Source organism: Ferrimonas sp. YFM (assembly GCF_030296015.1).
In the GTDB taxonomy this organism is placed as follows: Bacteria; Pseudomonadota; Gammaproteobacteria; order Enterobacterales; family Shewanellaceae; genus Ferrimonas.
The window spans coordinates 67,103-84,882 of sequence record NZ_AP027368.1; the positions used below are offsets into that span (position 1 = coordinate 67,103).

The window sequence follows — 17,780 nt, forward strand, 5'->3', positions numbered from 1 at the left end:
CCTTATCCTTTAATGCGGGAAGCACAGACCAACAAGGAGCCCCCATGACCAACCCCTTGATGCACACGGATCAATTGCCTCAGTTCTCAGCCATCAGACCGGAACACGTTCAGGAAGCGGTGGAACAGGCCCTGACCGCCTGTCGTGAGAAGGTGGAGCAGGTGGTGGCCGCTGGCGCGCCATACACCTGGGACAGCCTGGTGGAGCCTCTGGAGGAGGCGGATGATCATCTGGGTAAGATCTGGTCGCCGGTCAGCCACATGAACTCTGTGGTCAGCAACGATGAGTTGCGGGAAGCTCACGATGCCTGCCTGCCGGCTCTGTCAGAGTACGGCACCTGGGTGGGTCAGCATAAGGGGCTGTACGAAGCCTACAAATCCCTGAAAGAGTCTGAGCACTATGAGGCGCTGACCCTGGCGCAGAAGAAGGTGATCGATAACGCGCTGCGTGATTTTGAACTTTCCGGCATTGGCCTGGATGAGGCGAAGCAGAAGCGCTTTGGCGACATTCGCATGCGTCTGTCCGAACTCTCCAGCCAGTACGCCAATCGGGTGCTGGATGCCACCAATGCCTGGACCAAGCAGGTGACCGATGTGGCTCAGTTGGCGGGCTTGCCGGAGAGTGCCGTCGCTGCCGCTCGCCAGACCGCCGAACAGCGCGGCCATGAGGGTTACCTGCTGACCCTGGAGTTTCCCTCCTACATCGCGGTGATGACCTACGCCGATGATGCCGAGCTGCGCCGGGAGGTCTACACCGCCTACTGCACCCGGGCCTCGGATCAGGGTCCCAATGCGGGCGAGTTTGACAACTCCCCGCTGATGGCGGAGATGCTCTCTCTGAAGCACGAGCTGGCAGAGTTGCTGGCGTTCGACAGTTACGCCGACATGTCTCTGGCCACCAAGATGGCGGAGGAGCCCGCCCAGGTGATCAGCTTCCTCAATGAATTGGCGCTTCGTTCCCGCCCCCAGGCTCAGGAGGAGCTCAAGCAGCTGACCGCCTACGCCAGGGAGCATCATGGTGCCGGGGAGCTGAACGCCTGGGACATCGCCTACTTCTCGGAAAAGCAGAAGCAGCATCTGTACAGCATCTCCGATGAGCAGCTGCGCCCCTACTTCCCGCAGGAGCAGGTGCTCAGTGGCTTGTTCTCCACCGTCGAGAAGCTGTTCGGTGTGGCCGTATCCGAAGTCGAGGGGGTGGATGCCTGGCATGAGGATGTGCGCTACTTCGACATCCATGATGCCCAGGGAGAGCTGCGCGGCAGTTTTTACCTGGACCTGTTTGCCCGTCAGAACAAGCGTGGTGGCGCCTGGATGGACGACTGCCGCGGTCGTCGACTGCGCAGTGCGGGCCTGCAGAGCCCGGTGGCCTACCTGACCTGTAACTTCAACGGTCCGGTGGGAGACAAGCCCGCCCTGTTTACTCACGATGAGGTGGTGACCCTGTTCCACGAGTTTGGCCACGGCATTCATCATATGCTGACCAAGGTGGACGCCAGCAGCGTCGCCGGCATCAATGGGGTGCCCTGGGATGCGGTGGAGCTGCCCAGTCAGTTCCTGGAGAACTGGTGCTGGCAGGAGGAGGCGTTGGCCTTTATCTCCGGCCACTATGAGAGCGGCGAGCCGCTGCCCCACGAAATGCTGGAGAAGATGATGGCCGCCAAGAACTACCAGAGTGCCATGATGATGGTGCGTCAGCTGGAGTTCTCCCTGTTCGATTTCCGCCTGCACCTTGAGTACCAGCCTGAGCTGGGTGACCGGATTCAGCAGACCCTGAACGAGGTGCGAGATCAGGTGTCGGTGATCAAGGCGCCTGAGTTCAACCGCTTCCAGCATGGCTTCAGCCACATCTTCGCCGGGGGCTATGCGGCCGGATACTACAGCTACAAGTGGGCCGAGGTGCTCTCCGCCGATGCCTTCAGCCGTTTCGAGGAGGAGGGGATCTTCAGCACCCAGGTAGGCGCCGACTTCCTCGACTGCATCCTGGAGCGGGGCGGCAGTGAGGAGCCCATGGAGCTGTTCAAGCGATTCCGTGGACGGGAACCGGAGATTGACGCCCTGCTGCGTCACAGTGGCATCGCCGCCTAAACACAGAAGAGGCCCAATCGGGCCTCTTTGTTTTTTGGGGACACGCCTGAGCACGACCCAATGGCCGGCATGCCCTAGAAGTAGAAGCGGGTCTCCAGCAGCAGGCTGTTGGCGATCTCGTTGTGTTCGGCCCTCAGGTTGAGGGCAATTTGAGGGGTAGGGTAGAACACCAGGCCGACGCTGGAGTGGTTCCACTGCTTGTCGAACTCCTTGGCCACCTGGTGGCGAATCTCCAGGTCCAGCTGGTTGGTGAGCTTGCCCCGAATCTGGAAGGCCACCACCGGGGAGATGGAGTACTCCTTCAGGTCACCCTGACTCCAGCTGGCCAGGCTGGTGCCGACGCCCACCAGGAAATCCCAGTGTTCGTCCCCGCCAACCCGATAGTCGAGGCGGGCCTGGAAGCGGTTGAGCGCCGCCTGCTGGTACTGTGAACCCTCCTCCTGCCAGTTCATCTCCGCATTGATGTCCAGCAACCAGCGCTGATTCAGCTGGGCCAGAGCTCCGGCGGAGAGCTGCATGCCGCTGTCCTCTGTGGCGTGGATCTTGGCCAGGGCAGCGTGGGCGTAATTGTAGTCCACCGGGGTGAGGTAATCATCAAACCAGTTATCCAGCCATTGGCACAGGTCTCCGCACATGGCGAAGCCAGGTGCAGGAAGCAGTGCAATCAAGAGGGGGGTGGCACGGATCACAGTGGACTCCTCTGTTGGTGTGACCCATTGAGTACCTGATCCAGGCGGAAGATAAAAGGAGAGTTTGATGTCGGGTGAACGTTATTCGATCTTGGTCAAATTTTTACCATAACAATTTAAGTTGTACCCGGTTAACGTCGATGTAACCCTTATGGCACAAGCCATCTCGCTTGTTTTTTACCTCTTCAGCTGGCAGGGCGAAAGGTGCAGTTCGAATGATATTTTGACCTGTGTCAGTTTTTTCCGAGAAAGTTTCGCAACCCCTTGTTTCTAATAGGAATGCTTCTGTAAGTGAGATCTATATCTCGGAAGGGGTATCTGGAATCTGGTTATATATCCGCATCGTGCCGGTAGCGTGCCGCGCCCTTGGCAAACAGGAGTAAAAGGACGATGAGTAAATCAGATTTATACAAGGTTAGGGAAACCCGCATTCTGTTGGCTGCCCTGAATACTGCGAGCAGCAAAGGTGCTCTCGACTTTCGTATGGCCGATGTTGCTCGCGCTGCCGAGTGCTCCGTCGGAACCCTCTACGGCCACTTCATCAGCAAAGAAGATATGATGGCCGCCCTGGTGCAGGTGGGGCTGACTCGCCGTACCGAGTTCGCCAAGCGTCTCTCCGCCCTGGAGCTGAGTGGTATGGAGCGCTTCGTCAGCTTGCTGGTGCTGGAGCAACAGCGTCTGGCCCATGACGACATCCTGGCTCAACTGGAACTGCTGGTTTGCTACAGCGATCTGTGGCGTCGTGCCGCCGATAAGCGTGTGGCAGCCCTGCGAGATGCGTCCGAAGAGTTTGACCGTCAGCTGGAAGAGGCTCTGGTGGCCGCTGAGAAGGAGGGTTATCGCCTCAACGAAGAGCAGCGTGCCCGTCTGACCGCCCGTGGCCGTGCCGCGGTGCTGGGCAGCCAACTGCAGACCTCTCGCCAGACCCTGATGCCATGTGGCGTCATGGCCGGTGATGGTGAGTTCTTCAATGTGCTGGCGGACATTGTCCGTTGTGGCAATGGTCCGGTTCTGGATGGCAACGAGTGGCTGGGCAAGTGTCAGAACGCCCTGGAACTGGGTCGTGAAATGATCGAACAACCTGTGCTGGGCCAGGTCGCCGCCTGAGTCCCCGCATAGTCGAATAAGCGCGCCAGAGGGCGCGCTTTTTTTGTGCCTGTCACTGGCCATGGGTATACTTCCGCCATCGATACTCCCCGGACTGAACATGTACTCCCTTTATCTGGACTCACAGGGCGATGACGCCCAGCGACTGCCCGACATCGCCCGCCGTTGGCAGCTTGAGCATAGCGAGACTTCCCTTTTCGCCCTGGGCTTTGAGCAGGGGAAACTCAGCCTGAGACTCAGGGATGAGCCCAAAACCGGTGCCATCAGTGTGGATCTGGTGTCCGGTGCGGCAGCCCACAGGCGCAAGTTTGGTGGCGGCCGGGGCCAGGCCATTGCCAAGGCGGTGGGTCTTAAGGGCGGTGTCACGCCCTTGGTGGTGGATGGCACCGCCGGCCTGGGGCGGGACAGCTTTGTGCTGGCCAGTCTCGGTTGCCGGGTGATCATGGTGGAGCGCCATCCCGTGGTGGCGGCCCTGTTGGAAGATGGTCTGCGTCGGGCCTGCGAGGACAGCGAGATTGGCCCCTGGGTGTCACAGCGCCTGAGTCTGGCGCCCGGCAACAGCATCGACTCCCTGAGCGCCATCGAAGAGCAGGTGGAGGTGGTCTACCTGGACCCCATGTACCCACACCGTGCCAAGTCCGCCCTGGTGAAGAAGGAGATGCGGGTGTTTCAGCAACTGGTGGGCAGCGATGAGGATGCGGATGCCCTGCTGGTGCCGGCACTCGAGTTGGCTCAAAAGCGGGTGGTGGTGAAGCGGCCCGATTACGCCGAACACCTGGACGGCCGCCAGCCCACCATGGCCATCGAGACTAAGAAAAACCGCTTCGACGTCTACGTCAAAGCGGCTTTATCTTAATCTGCGGTTAGCGAGGGCTGGTGGGCAAGCGGTCGTACTTGCGACGTCCGAAAACCTGCCGGCGGTCGCTGCTCTCCTCGCCATCCCTGGGTTGGGTGCGACGGTCTTGATTCTGGCGCCGGTCCTCCCGGCGCCGGTCAAAGGGGAAGCTGTTCATGGCACCTCCACAGCCTGGGCTCGAGCGCCGTACCTATAGATATAGCTGTTTTTACCCAGCTCACAACCTGGAGAGACCCTATTGGCCTCATTAAGCATCGAAGCCTTATCGGCCCAGGCGCTGCCTCTGGCTGACCGCTTTTATCGTGAGCAGGGCGAAAAGGACCGTTGTCGCCGTCACGATAGGGTGTGGTTTGCTCGAATCGATGGGCGGGCGGTGGCGGTGGCCCGCCTCTCTCCCCAGGGGGGCGCACTGCTGCTCAGAGGGGTGTGGGTAGTGCTGGAGTGTCGCCGCCTGGGCGTCGGGGCCGCCCTGGTGAGTGAGGTGATCAGTCAGGCCAAAGAGCCAGTGTGGTGTTTCACCCAGCCAGATCTGATGGCCTGGTACCTGTCTCTGGGCTTTCAACAGGTCGAATCCCTTCCCGAGACACAGGCCGCTATGTTGGCGGCCTATCGTCGCAGTCGTTCTTCGCTGCAGGCCCTGCGTTATTCCTGAGCCTTGAGAATGGCTTCGATGCTGCTGGCCTGGTTGGCCACCGCATCGGCGATGGCCCGGTTGCGCTCCAGCGCCGCCTGGCTTTGATGGTTCAGTGAAGACATCTGGGCGTCGAACTCCCTGAGTTGCTCCGCCTGCTGGTGGGCGTTGACTGACGACTGTCTGGAGGCGACGGCCGCCTGTTCCGCCTGAGTCCTGGCGCTTTCCAATTTTGTTTTCAGCAGCTCGGTCTGACTCACCTGGTGAGTGGCGGCCTCGCGGATCTGGGTCATATGATTCTGCAGGTTGTCCTTGGCACTGTTGAGCTGATTAAGGATGGCGAGGATCTCCTGCAGGGAACTCTGGGTGCGGGTGGAGAGATTACGCACTTCGTCGGCCACCACGGCAAAGCCGCGGCCCTGTTCGCCGGCCCTGGCCGCCTCGATGGCGGCGTTCAGCGCCAGCAGGTTGGTCTGCTCGGCGATGCCGCTGATGGTGTCCAGGATGGCGGTGACATCGGTCACCGAGCTGCTCAGGTTGGCCAGGGACTGCTGACTGACGTCGATCTCCTCGCTGGTTTGCTGAGACAGCTGGCTCAGGTTTCCGAGCTGGTTCAGGCCCTGGGTCATGGCCAGATCGGTCTTCTTGGCACCGTCGGCCACGGCGCCGGAGGCGCTGTCCACCTCTTTGGCCAAACGCTCCAGTACCCGGGAAGACTCGCGGGCCTGCTGAACATCCGCCTGTTGCTCCGAGGCCATGGAAGCGACGGCGGTGATCTCCTGCACCAGAGATTGCAGTCGGCCTGAGACCTCCTCCATCTGCTGTTGAGCCTGGTTGTCCCGTTGCGCCATCTGGCGCAGAAGCTGATTAAACTGCAGGGCCACCTGATTGGTTTCTGCCGAGCTGGAGGTGGTGTCCATGGCGTCCCGGCGGCCGCTCTGCACCAGTTTGGTGAAGGCGGCCAGCAGTTTCTCCAGTGGACGCACCACGATGCGGTGCTGTACCCAGGCCATCGCCAGGGCCAGGATCACCAGGGCGAGGCTGATGCCGATCATCAGGGAGTTGAGTTGCAGCTTGATCGTTTCCGCCTGGGCCAGGCGAGCCTGCTCCAGGGCTTCCAGGCTGTTCTGCATCTGAATCATGTCGTCACTGAGGGCGGTGCGCATGGCTCTGAGACTGGCCAGGGTCGCCTCGGTGTTGGCCAGCTCCTGGCGATAGCGGCGGGCCAGGCTGACCAGTTCGCCCTGGTACTCTTCCCCAGGGTCTTCGGCATCCTCTTCATCCAGGAGGAAATTGTCTTCCATCTCTTCGCCAGATTCTGCGGTTAACCCAAGTAGAGGCAGGGTGTCCAATCGGTTGGCCCAGGCCTCCAGATCCTGCAGGGACTGGGGGTTTACCTGATCGCCCCGGGTCAGTTTGTTCAGGGTGGAATCGGTGGCCAGGGCATACACCAGTTGCGGCAGCTCCAGAGAGGCACTGAGCAGAGCGTCGGCCGCCTGTGGGTTTTCGCTGCGGCCCTCCTGGGCATACTGACCCAGATAGCGGGCGTAGGAGAGCAGATTGCGCTCCGCATTGTTCAGAAGGCCTCGTGGGTCGCCTGCCAGCTTGCCGGCGCCGCGGTAATCACTGTCCAGCCTGGTCCCAAACTGCAGCAGCAGTGCTCTCGGTGCCTGAGTCAGATCATCGGGGAAGCTGTCCAGGTGTGCCAACAATGCCTGGGCACCTTTGCCGGATTCGGAGAGCATCTGGGCATTGCCCTGGGACAGGTAGAGGTTGACCGGTTCCAGGAGTTGCATTTTGAACGCCTGGTAAAGCTGGGCACTGGCCAGAGCCTGCTGATCCAGGCGTTCTCGCTGCTGATTGCTGTAGAGCTGGGCCACCAACAGGACTGCGGCGGCCAACAGGAGAAGAGCCGAACTGATCAGAGCATGAGTCTTTGTTTTCATTAGTGATTTCTTCTCTGCATGGGCAAGCGCAGTTTACGAAACTTTAATGACAACGGTGTTACATCGGCACTCTTGGGGAAACTCTCTATACTTACAATAAGTTGGCCATGGATGGTCGCGACCCCACATGGATGAGTCATGTTCAAATCCTCAGTTAGTCTCTGGCAACCCCTGGCGTTGATGGTGGTGATCCTCAGTGTATTGATGGTGTTCCTTACCCAGGTGTTTGAGTCCCAGATTCGACAGATGCATCAGGCAAGGTTGCAGCAACTGGCACACATCGGTGCCGGATTGGTGCTTCACAGCGGTTACTCTGAAGAGGCGTTGCAGACAGGCGTGCTGGCTCAGATGTTGGAAGGCAGCCAAGCCCGATTGCAGGTTCTGGACGATACCGGCCAGGTAGTGCTGGACTCCAGGGGTGAGAGGGGAGGACGCATACCCGTTACCTTCCCTGAGCTGAAGCAGGCCATGACCAATGGCATCGGCGCTGCTTTGCGACACGAAGCGTCCCTCGGAGAGGTGTATTTCCTGGCTTTGTCCCTGAACCAGGGAGGTCAGAACCGCCTGATTCGCATCTCTGAACCCAATTCCGTACTGACCGGGATCCTTATGTCTCTCAGGTTCTGGGTATTGTTGACCTGGATGCTGGGGCTGTTTGTGGTACTGGCTTTCTGGCGTTGGTTGAGGTTTACCCTTGAAAATGGCCGGCGGGATGCGGCCGCCAGTCAGGAGATCCAGGTGGTTGCACGAACCCGGGATCTGGCGATGTTACAGCGGTTGGGCAGCCTGATGTCCGCCTGCACGACTGTGCGTGCTGCTTGCAAGGTGATGGAGCCCATCGCCGAGCAGCTGCTGCCCGGAGCCCGGGGCAGCATTGCACTTATTCGCTCCAGTCGGGGGCTGGAGATGGTGACCAACTGGGGAGGAAACTGGCCCGGTCCCAGTGAGTTTGGCTCAGAGGAGTGCTGGGCACTGCTCAAGGGCAACACCCACCTGAGCTGCGACGAGGGAGTTGAGATTCATTGTGAGCATCAGACTCAGCCGGGCAGTCAGCTCTGCATTCCGTTGTTGGCTCAGGGGGAGGCCCTCGGGGTGCTCAGCCTGATGTTTACCGACGAGGTGCAGATGCTGGCAGGCAGGGCGGTGGCCGAATCCATGGCGGAGCAAGTGGGGTTGGCTCTGGCTAACATTCGCCTGAGAGACAATCTCAAGGAGCAGGCGATTCGCGATCCCCTCTCCGGCCTGTTCAATCGCCGCCATATGCTGGAGTTTCTCGAGGCGCAACTGGCCCTCAGTGAGCGTCGCCAGGAGCCGCTGTCCATGCTGATGATGGACATCGACCACTTTAAGAAGTTTAACGATACCTTCGGCCATGACTCCGGCGACTTTGTGATCCAGCGGGTGGCCAAGGAGTTGACCGAACTGGTGCGCAAATCGGATCTGGTGTGTCGTTACGGAGGAGAGGAGTTGGTGGTGATCTGCCCGGATACCGACGCATCAGGGGCACTGGACCTGGCTAACAAGCTGATCTCTTCGGTGGCGGCATTGGAACTCAGCCACAATGGTCAGGCATTGGGGCGGGTCACCCTGTCCGCCGGCGTCAGCTGTACCGAGGGCAATCCGGTCTCCCTGGAGCTGTTGATGAAGATGGCGGATGAGGCGCTCTACAGCGCCAAACAGAAGGGGCGCAATCGTGTCGAGGTGGCCGAGGGGTTGCTGCCCCAGGTGCTGGCCTCATTGAATTTACCTGCTCAAACCACTGAACCCGGTTGATATTTGATGCGTAACTAAGAACAATGTCACCAGTTGTTGTTGAAACCGGAGATCCCTACCCATGCTATCGAAGACCATGATCGACAAGCTCAATGAGCAGATTAACCTGGAGTTTTTCTCCTCCAACCTCTACCTGCAGATGAGTGCCTGGTGTGAGGACAAGGGGTTCGAAGGGGCCGCCGAGTTCCTGAGGGATCACGCCGACGAGGAGATGCAGCACATGCGTCGCCTGTTCACCTACGTCAGCGAAGCCGGCGGCCTGCCGATGATCGGTCAGATTGAAGCGCCAGACCACAACTTCGAATCTCTGGCGGACATCTTCGCCAAGACCTATGAGCACGAGCAGCTGGTGACCCGCAGCATCAACGATCTGGCCCACACCGCCTTCTCCACCCAGGACTACTCCACCTTCAACTTCCTGCAGTGGTATGTGGCCGAGCAGCACGAAGAGGAGAAGTTGTTCAAGTCTGTTCTGGACAAGCTGACCCTGGTGGGCGACAGCGGACAGGGCCTGTACATGATCGACAAGGAGCTGGCGCAGCTGGCCCAGCAAGAGGGCGGCAGCATCATGCACGACGCCGAAGGCGGCGCCTAAGCACGCGCTCTGTTCACAGACTTTTTCTTCAGACTGTGGTGCAATGGCCATGAGCTAAACCCCACGGAGCCACCATGCCACAGTCTCTTCCCGCCCGGACGCTGATCCTGTTCGGGCTGGTTAACCTTCCCCTCTCCATGCTGATGTCGCCCACGGCGGCGATTCTGCCCAATTTCTATATCGAGCACACGGCGGTAACCCTGGGGATGATGGCCACAGTCACCCTGGTATCTCGCTTGTTCGATGGTTTTACCGATCCCATTATTGGGGTGCTGTCGGATCGGCTGGGTTCCCGCAAGCCCCTGATGCTGGTAGGCGCCCTGGTGTGTGCCCTGGCGGTGTGGCAGCTGTTCAGACCGGCCCCGGAGGCGGGCCTGGGTTACCTGCTGGGGTGGTATCTGTTGCTGGCGTTGGGCTGGACCCTGGTGGAGATTCCTCATTCGGCCATGGCGGCGGAACTCAACAGGGATTATCAGCAGCGCAATCGCATCTCCATGTGGCGGCAGATCCTCGGCTTTGCCGGAGGGGTGCTGTTTATGGCGTCCCCTATGCTGCTGGGTCAGGGCAAGTCTTTCACCCCTGAGGTGATGGCGGCGTTGGCCGCCTTCGTCGCCCTGACTCTGCCCCTGACCCTGGTGTGGATGTGCTGGCGGGTGCCTGAGCCCAAGGTCCATGGCCAGCATCGAATTCGCCCAGGTGACATGCTGCAGGTGCTCAGGACTCTGCCCTGGCTGCGTCACTTCCTGTTGACTCAGGTGCTGTTTGGCCTGGCCACCGGCGCCGTCTCCTCCCTGTTTGTCATCTACGCCAGTCAGTATCTTGAGCTGGGGGATTCCATCGCCCGGATCGCCGTGCCCATGACCCTGGCCATGGTCCTGTCCATGCCCCTGTGGTTGCAGCTGCTCAAGCGGGTGGACAAACACAGGCTGTGGGCGGTGTCGGCGCCGGGGATGATGGCGTTGTTGCTGGTGATCATCAACATCGAGCCTGGCCCATCGGCCCTGATGCCCATGACGATCACCATGACCCTGTTTGGGTCGATGATGGGGCTGTCTGCCCTGGTGCTGCCCTCCATGTTGGGGGATCTGGTGGATGCGGATCTGGTGCACAATGGCCGGGACAGGGCGGGGATCCTCTTTGCCTTTCAGGCCCTGGTGGTCAAGCTTAATCAGGGAGTGGGCGGCGCCATCGGCCTGAGCATTCCCGTCTGGTTTGGCTTCAGCGCCGAGGGCGCCCTGACCGACTCGGCGGTGACCGGCCTCAAGCTGGCCTTTGCCGGCTGGCCCTGCCTGTTGCTGGCCCCCATGGTGGTGCTGGCCTGGCGCTATCCGCTGGATCGCAAGACCCATTCAGAATTGGGCGCTACAATGACGGCCTCAAACAGTTAGGAGACACCGTGGCCATTAACGATCTTGAGCTGGTTCGCCGGCTGGAACCCGCCCTGCTGGACGATTATCGGCTGGCACGAAACTATTGCCTGGATGTGCCAACCCACGCCCTGGTGCATCTGCGGTCCGTGGCCTACAAGCTGGTGGAGGCCCTGGCTGCGAGTGCGGAGATCAAGTTCAAGAGCAAAAACCTCTATGACCGGGTCGAAGTGCTCAATCGCGCCAGAGCCATCGATGTGCGCCTGGCGCGCAAACTGCACAAGCTGCGTGAGGGGGGCAATAAGGGGGCCCATCCTGAGAAGTACCGACTTTCTCAGGAGCAGCTGGTGGAGCTGGCGAAACGGTCGGTGGAGTTGACCGCCGCGGTGTTGGCAGAGTCCTACACCACCTTGAAGGCGGCGCCTTGCCCTGAGTGGACCTTTGAACCTCTGGATCAGGTGGCGGGGCGCGAGCTCTGTTACCGGGCGGTGATGGAGGAGGATGCCGAAGCCCAGTATCTGGTGGGCGTGTCCCTTAAGGCCAAGGGGCTGATGCAGCGGGAGCGGGAGCTCTCCTTTGCCATGGCCAATGACAGCGCCGACATCAACACCGAAGCTTCTCAGCGTCGCCTTGCCCAGGCGGGATACTGGTTTGAGCGGGCCAGCGACAATCACCCCGGGGCCCGTTTCGAATATGGGGTGGCCCTGATCCACGGTTACGGTGGCCAGGAGGAGCCGGCCCTGGGGGAGACCCTGGTGCAGCAGGCGGCGGAGTCTGGCCTGGCGGAAGCCCAGGCGCTGCTTGGCTATTTCTACCTCTCCTCCAGTACCGCCTTCGATCAGGACCTGTCCAAGGCGGAGCACTACCTTCTGCTGGCGGCGGAGCAGGACCAGGCCGAGGCGATGGCCAACCTTGGGGTGCTCTATCACCACCATCTGCCCGATGCCGAAAAAGCGCTGAGCTATACCCGGCAGGCGGCCCAGGCGGGCTACCCGGTGGCTCAATACCATCTGGCGCTGATGCTGGAGCAGCAGCAGGAACTGGAGGACGCCATGGGCTGGCTGCAGCAGGCGGCGGAGCAGAACTACCCGGATGCCATGGCGGCCCTGGCCAGGCACCTGCTCGATGGTGAAAGGCTGGCGCCGGATCCCAAGCGCGCCAGCGCCCTGTATCGTAAGGCGATTCGTTACGCCGCCCTGCCCGAGGCGATGTTTGAACTCAGCCTGGCCATCTTCGACAACGAAGTGCCGGACGCGGATCCTGTGGAGGGGGCGGCCCTGCTGCAGGCGGCTTATCACTATGCGTCCACGCCTGAGCTCAAAGGGGCGATTGAACAGCTGACGCCGCCCCTGGTGGCAGCCCTGGACGCGGCAGCGGGGGAGGGTGAACAGCAGCAGAGACTGAAGCTGGCCCGCAGCCGTTTCGATGCCGAGGGGCTGCCTCTGCCCTTTGAAAGCCGTTAACAAAGCGTAACTTATCCAGCCTTGTCCCCAGCCAGGTCATCCAGTAGCGTGGTGGCTGGGCCTGTTTGCCGGCGAACTTTTCTGTTCGCCCGGCCCCTAATCAAGAGATACCCGGGGGCACTCATTGGGAGTGCCCTGCCTAAGATGTTGTGAATCCGTTAATTTTTTTGCTCTGCTGGCCCGTGGCTGGCATGATGCATCTCTACTTTTTTCTGTCACAAGGAGCGGTTCGGTGAAACAGTTACTCACGCCGGCTTTGGCGCTCTCCCTGGCGATGGCCCCTGTGGTAACACAGGCGGCGGATCCGTCTGAGGTGAAGAGCTTTACCCTGGATAACGGCATGAAGGTGCTGGTGTTGGAAGACGACGCCATTCCCAATGCCAACATGTACCTGTTCTGGAAAGTGGGGTCCCGCAATGAGGTGCCCGGCATCACCGGCCTCTCCCACTTCTTCGAGCACATGATGTTCAACGGCTCCAAGAACTACGGTCCCAAGATGTTTGACCGCACCATGGAAGCCGCTGGTGGCGCCAACAACGCCTACACCACAGAGAACGTCACCGTGTATACCGACTGGTTCCCGGCGGAAGCCCTGGAGACCATCTTCAAGCTGGAGTCGGACCGCATCGCCCACCTGAACATCGACCCCAAGATGGTGGAGAGTGAGCGTAATGTAGTGGCCTCCGAGCGCACCACAGGTTTGGAGAACTCCAACTGGCGCGCCCTGCAGGAGGAGGTGAAGGCCACCGCCTTCCGCGCCCACCCCTACAGCTGGAGCGTCATCGGCCACGAGTCCGACATCTACGCCTGGACCCTGGATGACCTGAAGCAGTACCACAAGACTTACTACGCCCCCAACAATGCGGTGGTGGTGATCGCCGGGGCGGTGGATTACGACCAGGTGAAACAGATGTCCGAACACTACTTCGGTGCCATCCCTGCCCAGACCCCACCTGCGGAAGTGCGCACCGTGGAGCCTGAGCAGAAGGGGGAGCGTCGGGTCTATGTGCGCAAGGAGTCAGTCACCAGCCCCAACCTGATGTTTGCCTACCATGTGCCTCAAACCTCCCATGAAGACAGCTATGCCCTGGACGTGCTGATGTCCCTGCTGATCGACGGCAACAGCTCCCGCCTGAACAAGGCGCTGGTGGATGAGCAGCAGATTGCCCTGGGCGTGGACGGTTATGTGCCGCAAAGCTTCGACCCCAACCTGCTCTACCTGTTTGCCGTGGCCAAGCCCGGTGTGGAAGCCGCTACCCTGGAGCAGTCGTTGATCACCGAGATCAACAAGGTCGCCCAGGAGGGGGTGACCCAGGAGGAGCTGGACAAGGTCAAGAACAGTAAGCTGATGGGCTTCTACGACACTTTGGAAACCATCAACGGTCGTGCCAATACCCTGGGCACCTATGAGCTGTTCCAGGGTGACTGGAAGAAGATGTACACCGCCCCCGAGGCCTACGCCAAGATCACCCGCGAAGATGTGCAGCGAGTGGCCCAGACCTACCTGAAGAAGTCCAACCGCACCGTGGGCGTGCTGGCGGCCGAGGAGGATAAAGACTGATGAAAGCCCTGACTCAATCCCTGCTCGCCGTGTCCCTGGCGGCCCTGATGGCCACCGGCTGCAGTCAGACCACCCCAAAGGCGGAGGTCAAACCCGTGGAAACCGTGAACGCCCCCACTTTTAAGGTGGCAGAAACCAAGCCCTTCACCCTGCCCGCCTATGAGACGGTGACCCTGAAGAACGGCCTGACTCTACAGCTGATGGAGAAGCGCAATGTGCCGCTGATCACCGCCGACGTCACCATTCGTGCCGGCGCGGTCAACGACAGCGTTCCTGGCCTGGCCACCATGACCGCCGATGGCCTGCTGCTGGGTACCGAGCGTCGCACCAAGCAGCAACTGGAAGCCCTGGTGGACAGCCTGGGTGCCGAGCTGGGTGCCTATGCCGGCAAAGAGGGCACCTCGGTGTCCATGCGCTTTATGAGTAAAGACGCCGAAGTGATGTTGCCGCTGCTGGCGGAGCTGCTGCGCAAGCCCAGCTTCCCCGCGGAAGAGGTGGACAAGGCCAAGGCCCGTTACGCCGCTCAGCTGAAGCAGCGCAAGGAGAGCCCGCGTCAGGTGGTGGGTGCCTACTTCGACAGCCTGCTCTATGGTGAGCACCCCTACTCCAATGCCGCCGCCGGTGAGGCCGCGGCCATTGAGGGGATGGACAACTATGACCTGAAGATCTTCCACGGCAGCTGGTACCAGCCCCAGAACATGGCGATCACCCTGGTGGGGGATTTCGATGCGGCTCAGATGAAGCAGCGCCTGGAGGGGCTGTTCGACGACTGGCGCGGCGCCGATACTCCGACCATGCCGAAACTGGCAAAAGCACTGCCGGAGCCTTCCAAGGCCCAGGTGTTGCTGGTGGACAAGCCGGACGCCATCGAGACCACCTTCGTCATCGGTGGTCCGGGCATCTCCCGTGACGATCCCGACTATGTGTCCCTTCAGGTGATCAACACCATTCTCGGCGGCCGCTTTACCTCCTGGCTCAATGATGAGCTGCGGGTGAACGCCGGCCTGACCTATGGCGCCCGCTCCCGCTTTACCACCTACTCCGAAAGCGGCAGTTTCGTGATCAGCACCTTTACCGCCACCAAGAACACCCAGGCGGCGGTGGATCTGGCGCTGAAGACCTACGCCCGTCTTTGGGAGCAGGGGCTGGATCAGGCGACCCTGGATTCCGCCAAGGCCTATGTGAAGGGCCAGTTTCCGCCCAAGTATGAGACCTCGGGTCAGCTGGCGTCCCTGCTGGGTCAGATGTACCTCTATGGCTTCGGCCCCGAGTTCATCGACGGTTTCCAGCAGCAGGTGGACAGCCTGAATCTGGAGAAGGCCCAGGCCCTGGTGGCTAAGGCGTTCCCCAAGGAGAACCTGCAGTTTGTGATGATCGGTAAGGCGGACGACATCCGCGGCGTGGCCGGTCAGTACGGCCAGGTGAAAGAGGTGAGCATTCAGGGTGAAGGTTTCCGCTTCTGACATTGACTCCCTACCACAATGAGGGGCCCTGGCGGGCCCCTTTTTTTGATCTTTTTCGCCCTGTTTAGCCAGACTAAATCAAAACAATCTCTGGTGATTTTTCGTACATTGTAGCGTTGTCTAATGTAGCAGGGATGAATAAACATGAACCCGAGATACCTTTTAGTGCTGCCACTGCTTTATGGCTGTGGCGGCAGCGACTCCACACCGGCGCCACAAGATCCCGAGCCGCCTCAGGCAAGCCTGAGTGTGGCGGTGTCCGATGCCCCTATGGACGGCGCCGAGGCCGTGGTGATGGCGTTTCATCGCATGGTGCTGACCCCGGTGGGCGGCGGACAGGCGCACAATATCGATCTGTCTCAGCACAGAGTGAATATGCTCGATTACCAGCAGGACAGGGCGCACTGGCTGTTTGAAGATCACCCGGTGCCGGCGGGGCGTTACCATCTGAGGCTGGAGATGGAGCCAGGCAGTGGCGATCAGGGGTCCTATGTGGATGATCACCAGGGGCGCCATGCGCTGCGCATGGAGCAGAGGCACATCGATCTGGGGGAGATGGAGCTGGGCTCCGGTCAGCATCAAGGCTTCACCCTGGAGATGGATCTGCGCCAGGGGCTCTATTATGACCCGGAGCAGGGCTATGGCTATGGTCATAATGGCTGGCGCTGGGTGGACAACCAGACCATGGGGCACCTGATGGGCAGCGTGGACGAGGCCTGGATTCAGGCTTGTGAAGCGGATAACGCCGATAAGGCTGCCGACGGAGGGGTGTTCTATCACACCGCCTATCTCTATCCGGCTGAAACCGGTTTTGAGGCGATGGACGACATGGCTCTCGAGGCGGAAGCAGCAAAGGTGCTGCCTATTGCCACCGCCTATGTCCATCAACTGCCAGACGGCAGCTGGGGATTTGGGATGGGTTTCCTGCCCGAGGGCGAGTACCAGGTGGGTTACAGTTGCCTGGGTCACCTGGACCAGCCGGAGACCAATGAGGACGCCGAGTCTGGCTTCGCTTTTTATGGTGATGGCGGATCAGTGATCATCGATGCCGGCGAGTATGGCGGGCAGCGCAATGGCCACCGATGTGGCGGTCAAGGGGGCGGAGGCCCGGGCCATGGCGGACGCGGTTAACGCCTCACAACCATTCGTTGGAATTGAACTGCTTTAACAGACAAACGGAGCCTGGTGGCTCCGTTCTTTTTATTTGCTCAGTGGCCTGGCTGAATATCTCGGCTGGCGGGCAGGCCTCCGGCGGCGGTGGCGGCTTTCACCGCACGGTGAATCGCCTCTTCGACCACCTCGGCGGCGATCACCCCGACCGCATTGATGTCTTTGACCTGAATCTCTCCGGTGCCGGCGGCGAACAGGGTGTCGCCGTCGTACATGGAGTGCACCGGACGAATCGCCCTGGCGTAGCCGTCATGGCCCATCTGCGCCAGCTTCAGGGCTTGGGACTTGGTGAGGGTGGCGTTGGTGACGATGGCGCCAATGGTGGTGTTGCGCCCGGCAAACCCCTGGGCGTTGGCCCCGGCGAGAATCAGCTCTGTGCCGGAGACAAAGCCATCGCCGGCCTCGTTACGGGTGGCGGCCAGCAGGGTCTCTCCCTCAATCACGTCTCCCCAGGCGTTGACCGCCACCACGGCGCCGACAATCAGGCCGTTGTCCAGGGTGACACTGTAGCTGCCGATGCCACTCTTGGTGGCCCTTGGCATGCCGGCGATCTTGCCGACGCTAGCACCGGTACCGGCCCCCACGCTGCCCTCATCGAACCCCATGCGGTGGGCGGCCTTGGCCGCCTGATAGCCCATGCCAGCATCGGGGCGAGCCTTGGCATCCCCCAGGGCCAGGTCGAACAGCACCGCGCCGGTGACGATGGGCACATAAGCCACGCCGGTGTCGAAGCCGATCTGCTGCTCCTCCAGGTAGCGGGCCACGCCGCTCATGCTGTCCAGGCCGAAGGCGCTGCCGCCGGAAAGGACGATGGCGTGCACCTTGTCCACCAGATTTTCCGGGCGCAGCAGGTCGGTTTCCCGGGTGCCGGGGGCGGCACCGCGAACGTCTACTCCGGCGGTGGCCCCCTTGTCGAAGCGCAGGACGGTGACCCCGGTCAGCCCCTTGGTGTCCGATGCCTGGCCTATGGCCAGCCCCTTGATGCCGAAGATGGCGTCGGTCTGGTAATCGCCTGCCATGGCGGAGCCTCCCAGCAGCGCCCACAGCGCCGCAATTGCCCAAAGTCTCATGATGG

General features: G+C 60.9%; 15 protein-coding genes. 11 read left to right on the top strand and 4 right to left on the bottom strand.

Annotated features, from left to right (window positions below; all coding sequences use genetic code 11):
- Positions 1–44 precede the first annotated feature (44 nt).
- The gene (prlC, locus tag QUE41_RS00315; protein ID WP_286341040.1) at positions 45–2,084 is read left to right on the top strand and encodes an oligopeptidase A; all 2,040 of its coding nucleotides are present in this window, start codon (positions 45–47) and stop codon (positions 2,082–2,084) included.
- Between the two features lie 74 nt (positions 2,085–2,158).
- On the opposite strand, the gene QUE41_RS00320 is transcribed toward prlC, so the two are convergent.
- On the bottom strand, positions 2,159–2,773 hold the full coding sequence (locus QUE41_RS00320) for a hypothetical protein (RefSeq protein WP_286341041.1): 615 nt from the start codon (positions 2,771–2,773) through the stop codon (positions 2,159–2,161).
- 390 nt (positions 2,774–3,163) lie between these two features.
- Here QUE41_RS00320 and QUE41_RS00325 point away from each other — a divergent pair, with 390 nt between their 5' ends.
- Both QUE41_RS00325 and QUE41_RS00330 read left to right on the top strand, forming a co-directional pair.
- The gene (locus tag QUE41_RS00325) at positions 3,164–3,880 is read left to right on the top strand and encodes a TetR/AcrR family transcriptional regulator (protein WP_286341042.1); all 717 of its coding nucleotides are present in this window, start codon (positions 3,164–3,166) and stop codon (positions 3,878–3,880) included.
- A 100-nt stretch (positions 3,881–3,980) separates the two neighbouring features.
- Complete coding sequence (locus QUE41_RS00330) at positions 3,981–4,736, top strand: class I SAM-dependent methyltransferase (protein WP_286341043.1); 756 nt, start codon at positions 3,981–3,983, stop codon at positions 4,734–4,736.
- Positions 4,737–4,743: 7 nt separating this feature from the next.
- Here the strand turns inward: QUE41_RS00330 and QUE41_RS00335 are convergent, their stop codons facing one another.
- Positions 4,744–4,893 carry a hypothetical protein gene (locus tag QUE41_RS00335; protein ID WP_286341044.1) on the bottom strand — a complete coding sequence of 50 codons (150 nt, stop codon included), beginning with the start codon at positions 4,891–4,893 and terminating at the stop codon, positions 4,744–4,746.
- An 81-nt stretch (positions 4,894–4,974) separates the two neighbouring features.
- Here QUE41_RS00335 and QUE41_RS00340 point away from each other — a divergent pair, with 81 nt between their 5' ends.
- Entirely contained in the window at positions 4,975–5,388 is a 414-nt protein-coding gene (locus tag QUE41_RS00340; RefSeq protein WP_286341045.1) for a GNAT family N-acetyltransferase, read from the top strand.
- Here QUE41_RS00340 and QUE41_RS00345 read toward each other — a convergent pair.
- Entirely contained in the window at positions 5,379–7,313 is a 1,935-nt protein-coding gene (locus QUE41_RS00345; RefSeq protein ID WP_286341046.1) for a methyl-accepting chemotaxis protein, read from the bottom strand. The two genes, QUE41_RS00340 and QUE41_RS00345, sit on opposite strands and share 10 nt — an antisense overlap.
- A gap of 138 nt (positions 7,314–7,451) precedes the next feature.
- Here QUE41_RS00345 and QUE41_RS00350 point away from each other — a divergent pair, with 138 nt between their 5' ends.
- The 7 genes from QUE41_RS00350 (at position 7,452) to QUE41_RS00380 (ending at position 16,666) form a co-directional block, all read left to right on the top strand.
- Positions 7,452–9,086 (top strand): sensor domain-containing diguanylate cyclase, encoded by a 1,635-nt coding sequence (locus QUE41_RS00350; protein ID WP_286341047.1) that lies wholly within the window; start codon positions 7,452–7,454, stop codon positions 9,084–9,086.
- A 61-nt stretch (positions 9,087–9,147) separates the two neighbouring features.
- Positions 9,148–9,681 (top strand): non-heme ferritin, encoded by a 534-nt coding sequence (gene ftnA / locus QUE41_RS00355; protein WP_286341048.1) that lies wholly within the window; start codon positions 9,148–9,150, stop codon positions 9,679–9,681.
- Positions 9,682–9,755: 74 nt separating this feature from the next.
- A complete protein-coding gene (locus tag QUE41_RS00360; RefSeq protein ID WP_286341049.1) occupies positions 9,756–11,069 on the top strand; it encodes an MFS transporter in 1,314 nt (437 codons plus the stop codon).
- Positions 11,070–11,077: 8 nt separating this feature from the next.
- Positions 11,078–12,511 carry a DUF4145 domain-containing protein gene (locus QUE41_RS00365; RefSeq protein WP_286341050.1) on the top strand — a complete coding sequence of 478 codons (1,434 nt, stop codon included), beginning with the start codon at positions 11,078–11,080 and terminating at the stop codon, positions 12,509–12,511.
- 274 nt (positions 12,512–12,785) lie between these two features.
- The gene (locus QUE41_RS00370) at positions 12,786–14,072 is read left to right on the top strand and encodes a M16 family metallopeptidase (RefSeq protein WP_502876007.1); all 1,287 of its coding nucleotides are present in this window, start codon (positions 12,786–12,788) and stop codon (positions 14,070–14,072) included.
- Entirely contained in the window at positions 14,072–15,535 is a 1,464-nt protein-coding gene (locus tag QUE41_RS00375) for a M16 family metallopeptidase (RefSeq protein ID WP_286341052.1), read from the top strand. The genes QUE41_RS00370 and QUE41_RS00375 overlap by 1 nt, the downstream gene beginning before the upstream one ends.
- Positions 15,536–15,679: 144 nt before the next feature.
- Positions 15,680–16,666: a DUF4382 domain-containing protein gene (locus tag QUE41_RS00380; protein WP_286341053.1), complete on the top strand. Its 987-nt coding sequence runs from the start codon at positions 15,680–15,682 to the stop codon at positions 16,664–16,666.
- A gap of 77 nt (positions 16,667–16,743) precedes the next feature.
- Here QUE41_RS00380 and QUE41_RS00385 read toward each other — a convergent pair whose 3' ends face one another.
- Complete coding sequence (locus QUE41_RS00385; RefSeq protein WP_286341054.1) at positions 16,744–17,775, bottom strand: P1 family peptidase; 1,032 nt, start codon at positions 17,773–17,775, stop codon at positions 16,744–16,746.
- Positions 17,776–17,780: the final 5 nt, after the last annotated feature.

Excerpts from the sequence above, each read along its gene's own strand:
- QUE41_RS00360 (WP_286341049.1), top strand. The coding sequence starts at position 9,756 with ATGCCACAGTCTCTTCCCGCCCGGACGCTGATCCTGTTCGGGCTGGTT.
- ftnA (WP_286341048.1), top strand. The coding sequence starts at position 9,148 with ATGCTATCGAAGACCATGATCGACAAGCTCAATGAGCAGATTAACCTG.
- QUE41_RS00325 (WP_286341042.1), top strand. The coding sequence starts at position 3,164 with ATGAGTAAATCAGATTTATACAAGGTTAGGGAAACCCGCATTCTGTTG.
- QUE41_RS00330 (WP_286341043.1), top strand. The coding sequence starts at position 3,981 with ATGTACTCCCTTTATCTGGACTCACAGGGCGATGACGCCCAGCGACTG.
- QUE41_RS00345 (WP_286341046.1), bottom strand. The coding sequence starts at position 7,313 with ATGAAAACAAAGACTCATGCTCTGATCAGTTCGGCTCTTCTCCTGTTG.
- QUE41_RS00350 (WP_286341047.1), top strand. The coding sequence starts at position 7,452 with ATGTTCAAATCCTCAGTTAGTCTCTGGCAACCCCTGGCGTTGATGGTG.
- QUE41_RS00385 (WP_286341054.1), bottom strand. The coding sequence starts at position 17,775 with ATGAGACTTTGGGCAATTGCGGCGCTGTGGGCGCTGCTGGGAGGCTCC.
- QUE41_RS00375 (WP_286341052.1), top strand. The coding sequence starts at position 14,072 with ATGAAAGCCCTGACTCAATCCCTGCTCGCCGTGTCCCTGGCGGCCCTG.
- QUE41_RS00370 (WP_502876007.1), top strand. The coding sequence starts at position 12,786 with ATGGCCCCTGTGGTAACACAGGCGGCGGATCCGTCTGAGGTGAAGAGC.
- QUE41_RS00380 (WP_286341053.1), top strand. The coding sequence starts at position 15,680 with ATGAACCCGAGATACCTTTTAGTGCTGCCACTGCTTTATGGCTGTGGC.
- prlC (WP_286341040.1), top strand. The coding sequence starts at position 45 with ATGACCAACCCCTTGATGCACACGGATCAATTGCCTCAGTTCTCAGCC.
- QUE41_RS00335 (WP_286341044.1), bottom strand. The coding sequence starts at position 4,893 with ATGAACAGCTTCCCCTTTGACCGGCGCCGGGAGGACCGGCGCCAGAAT.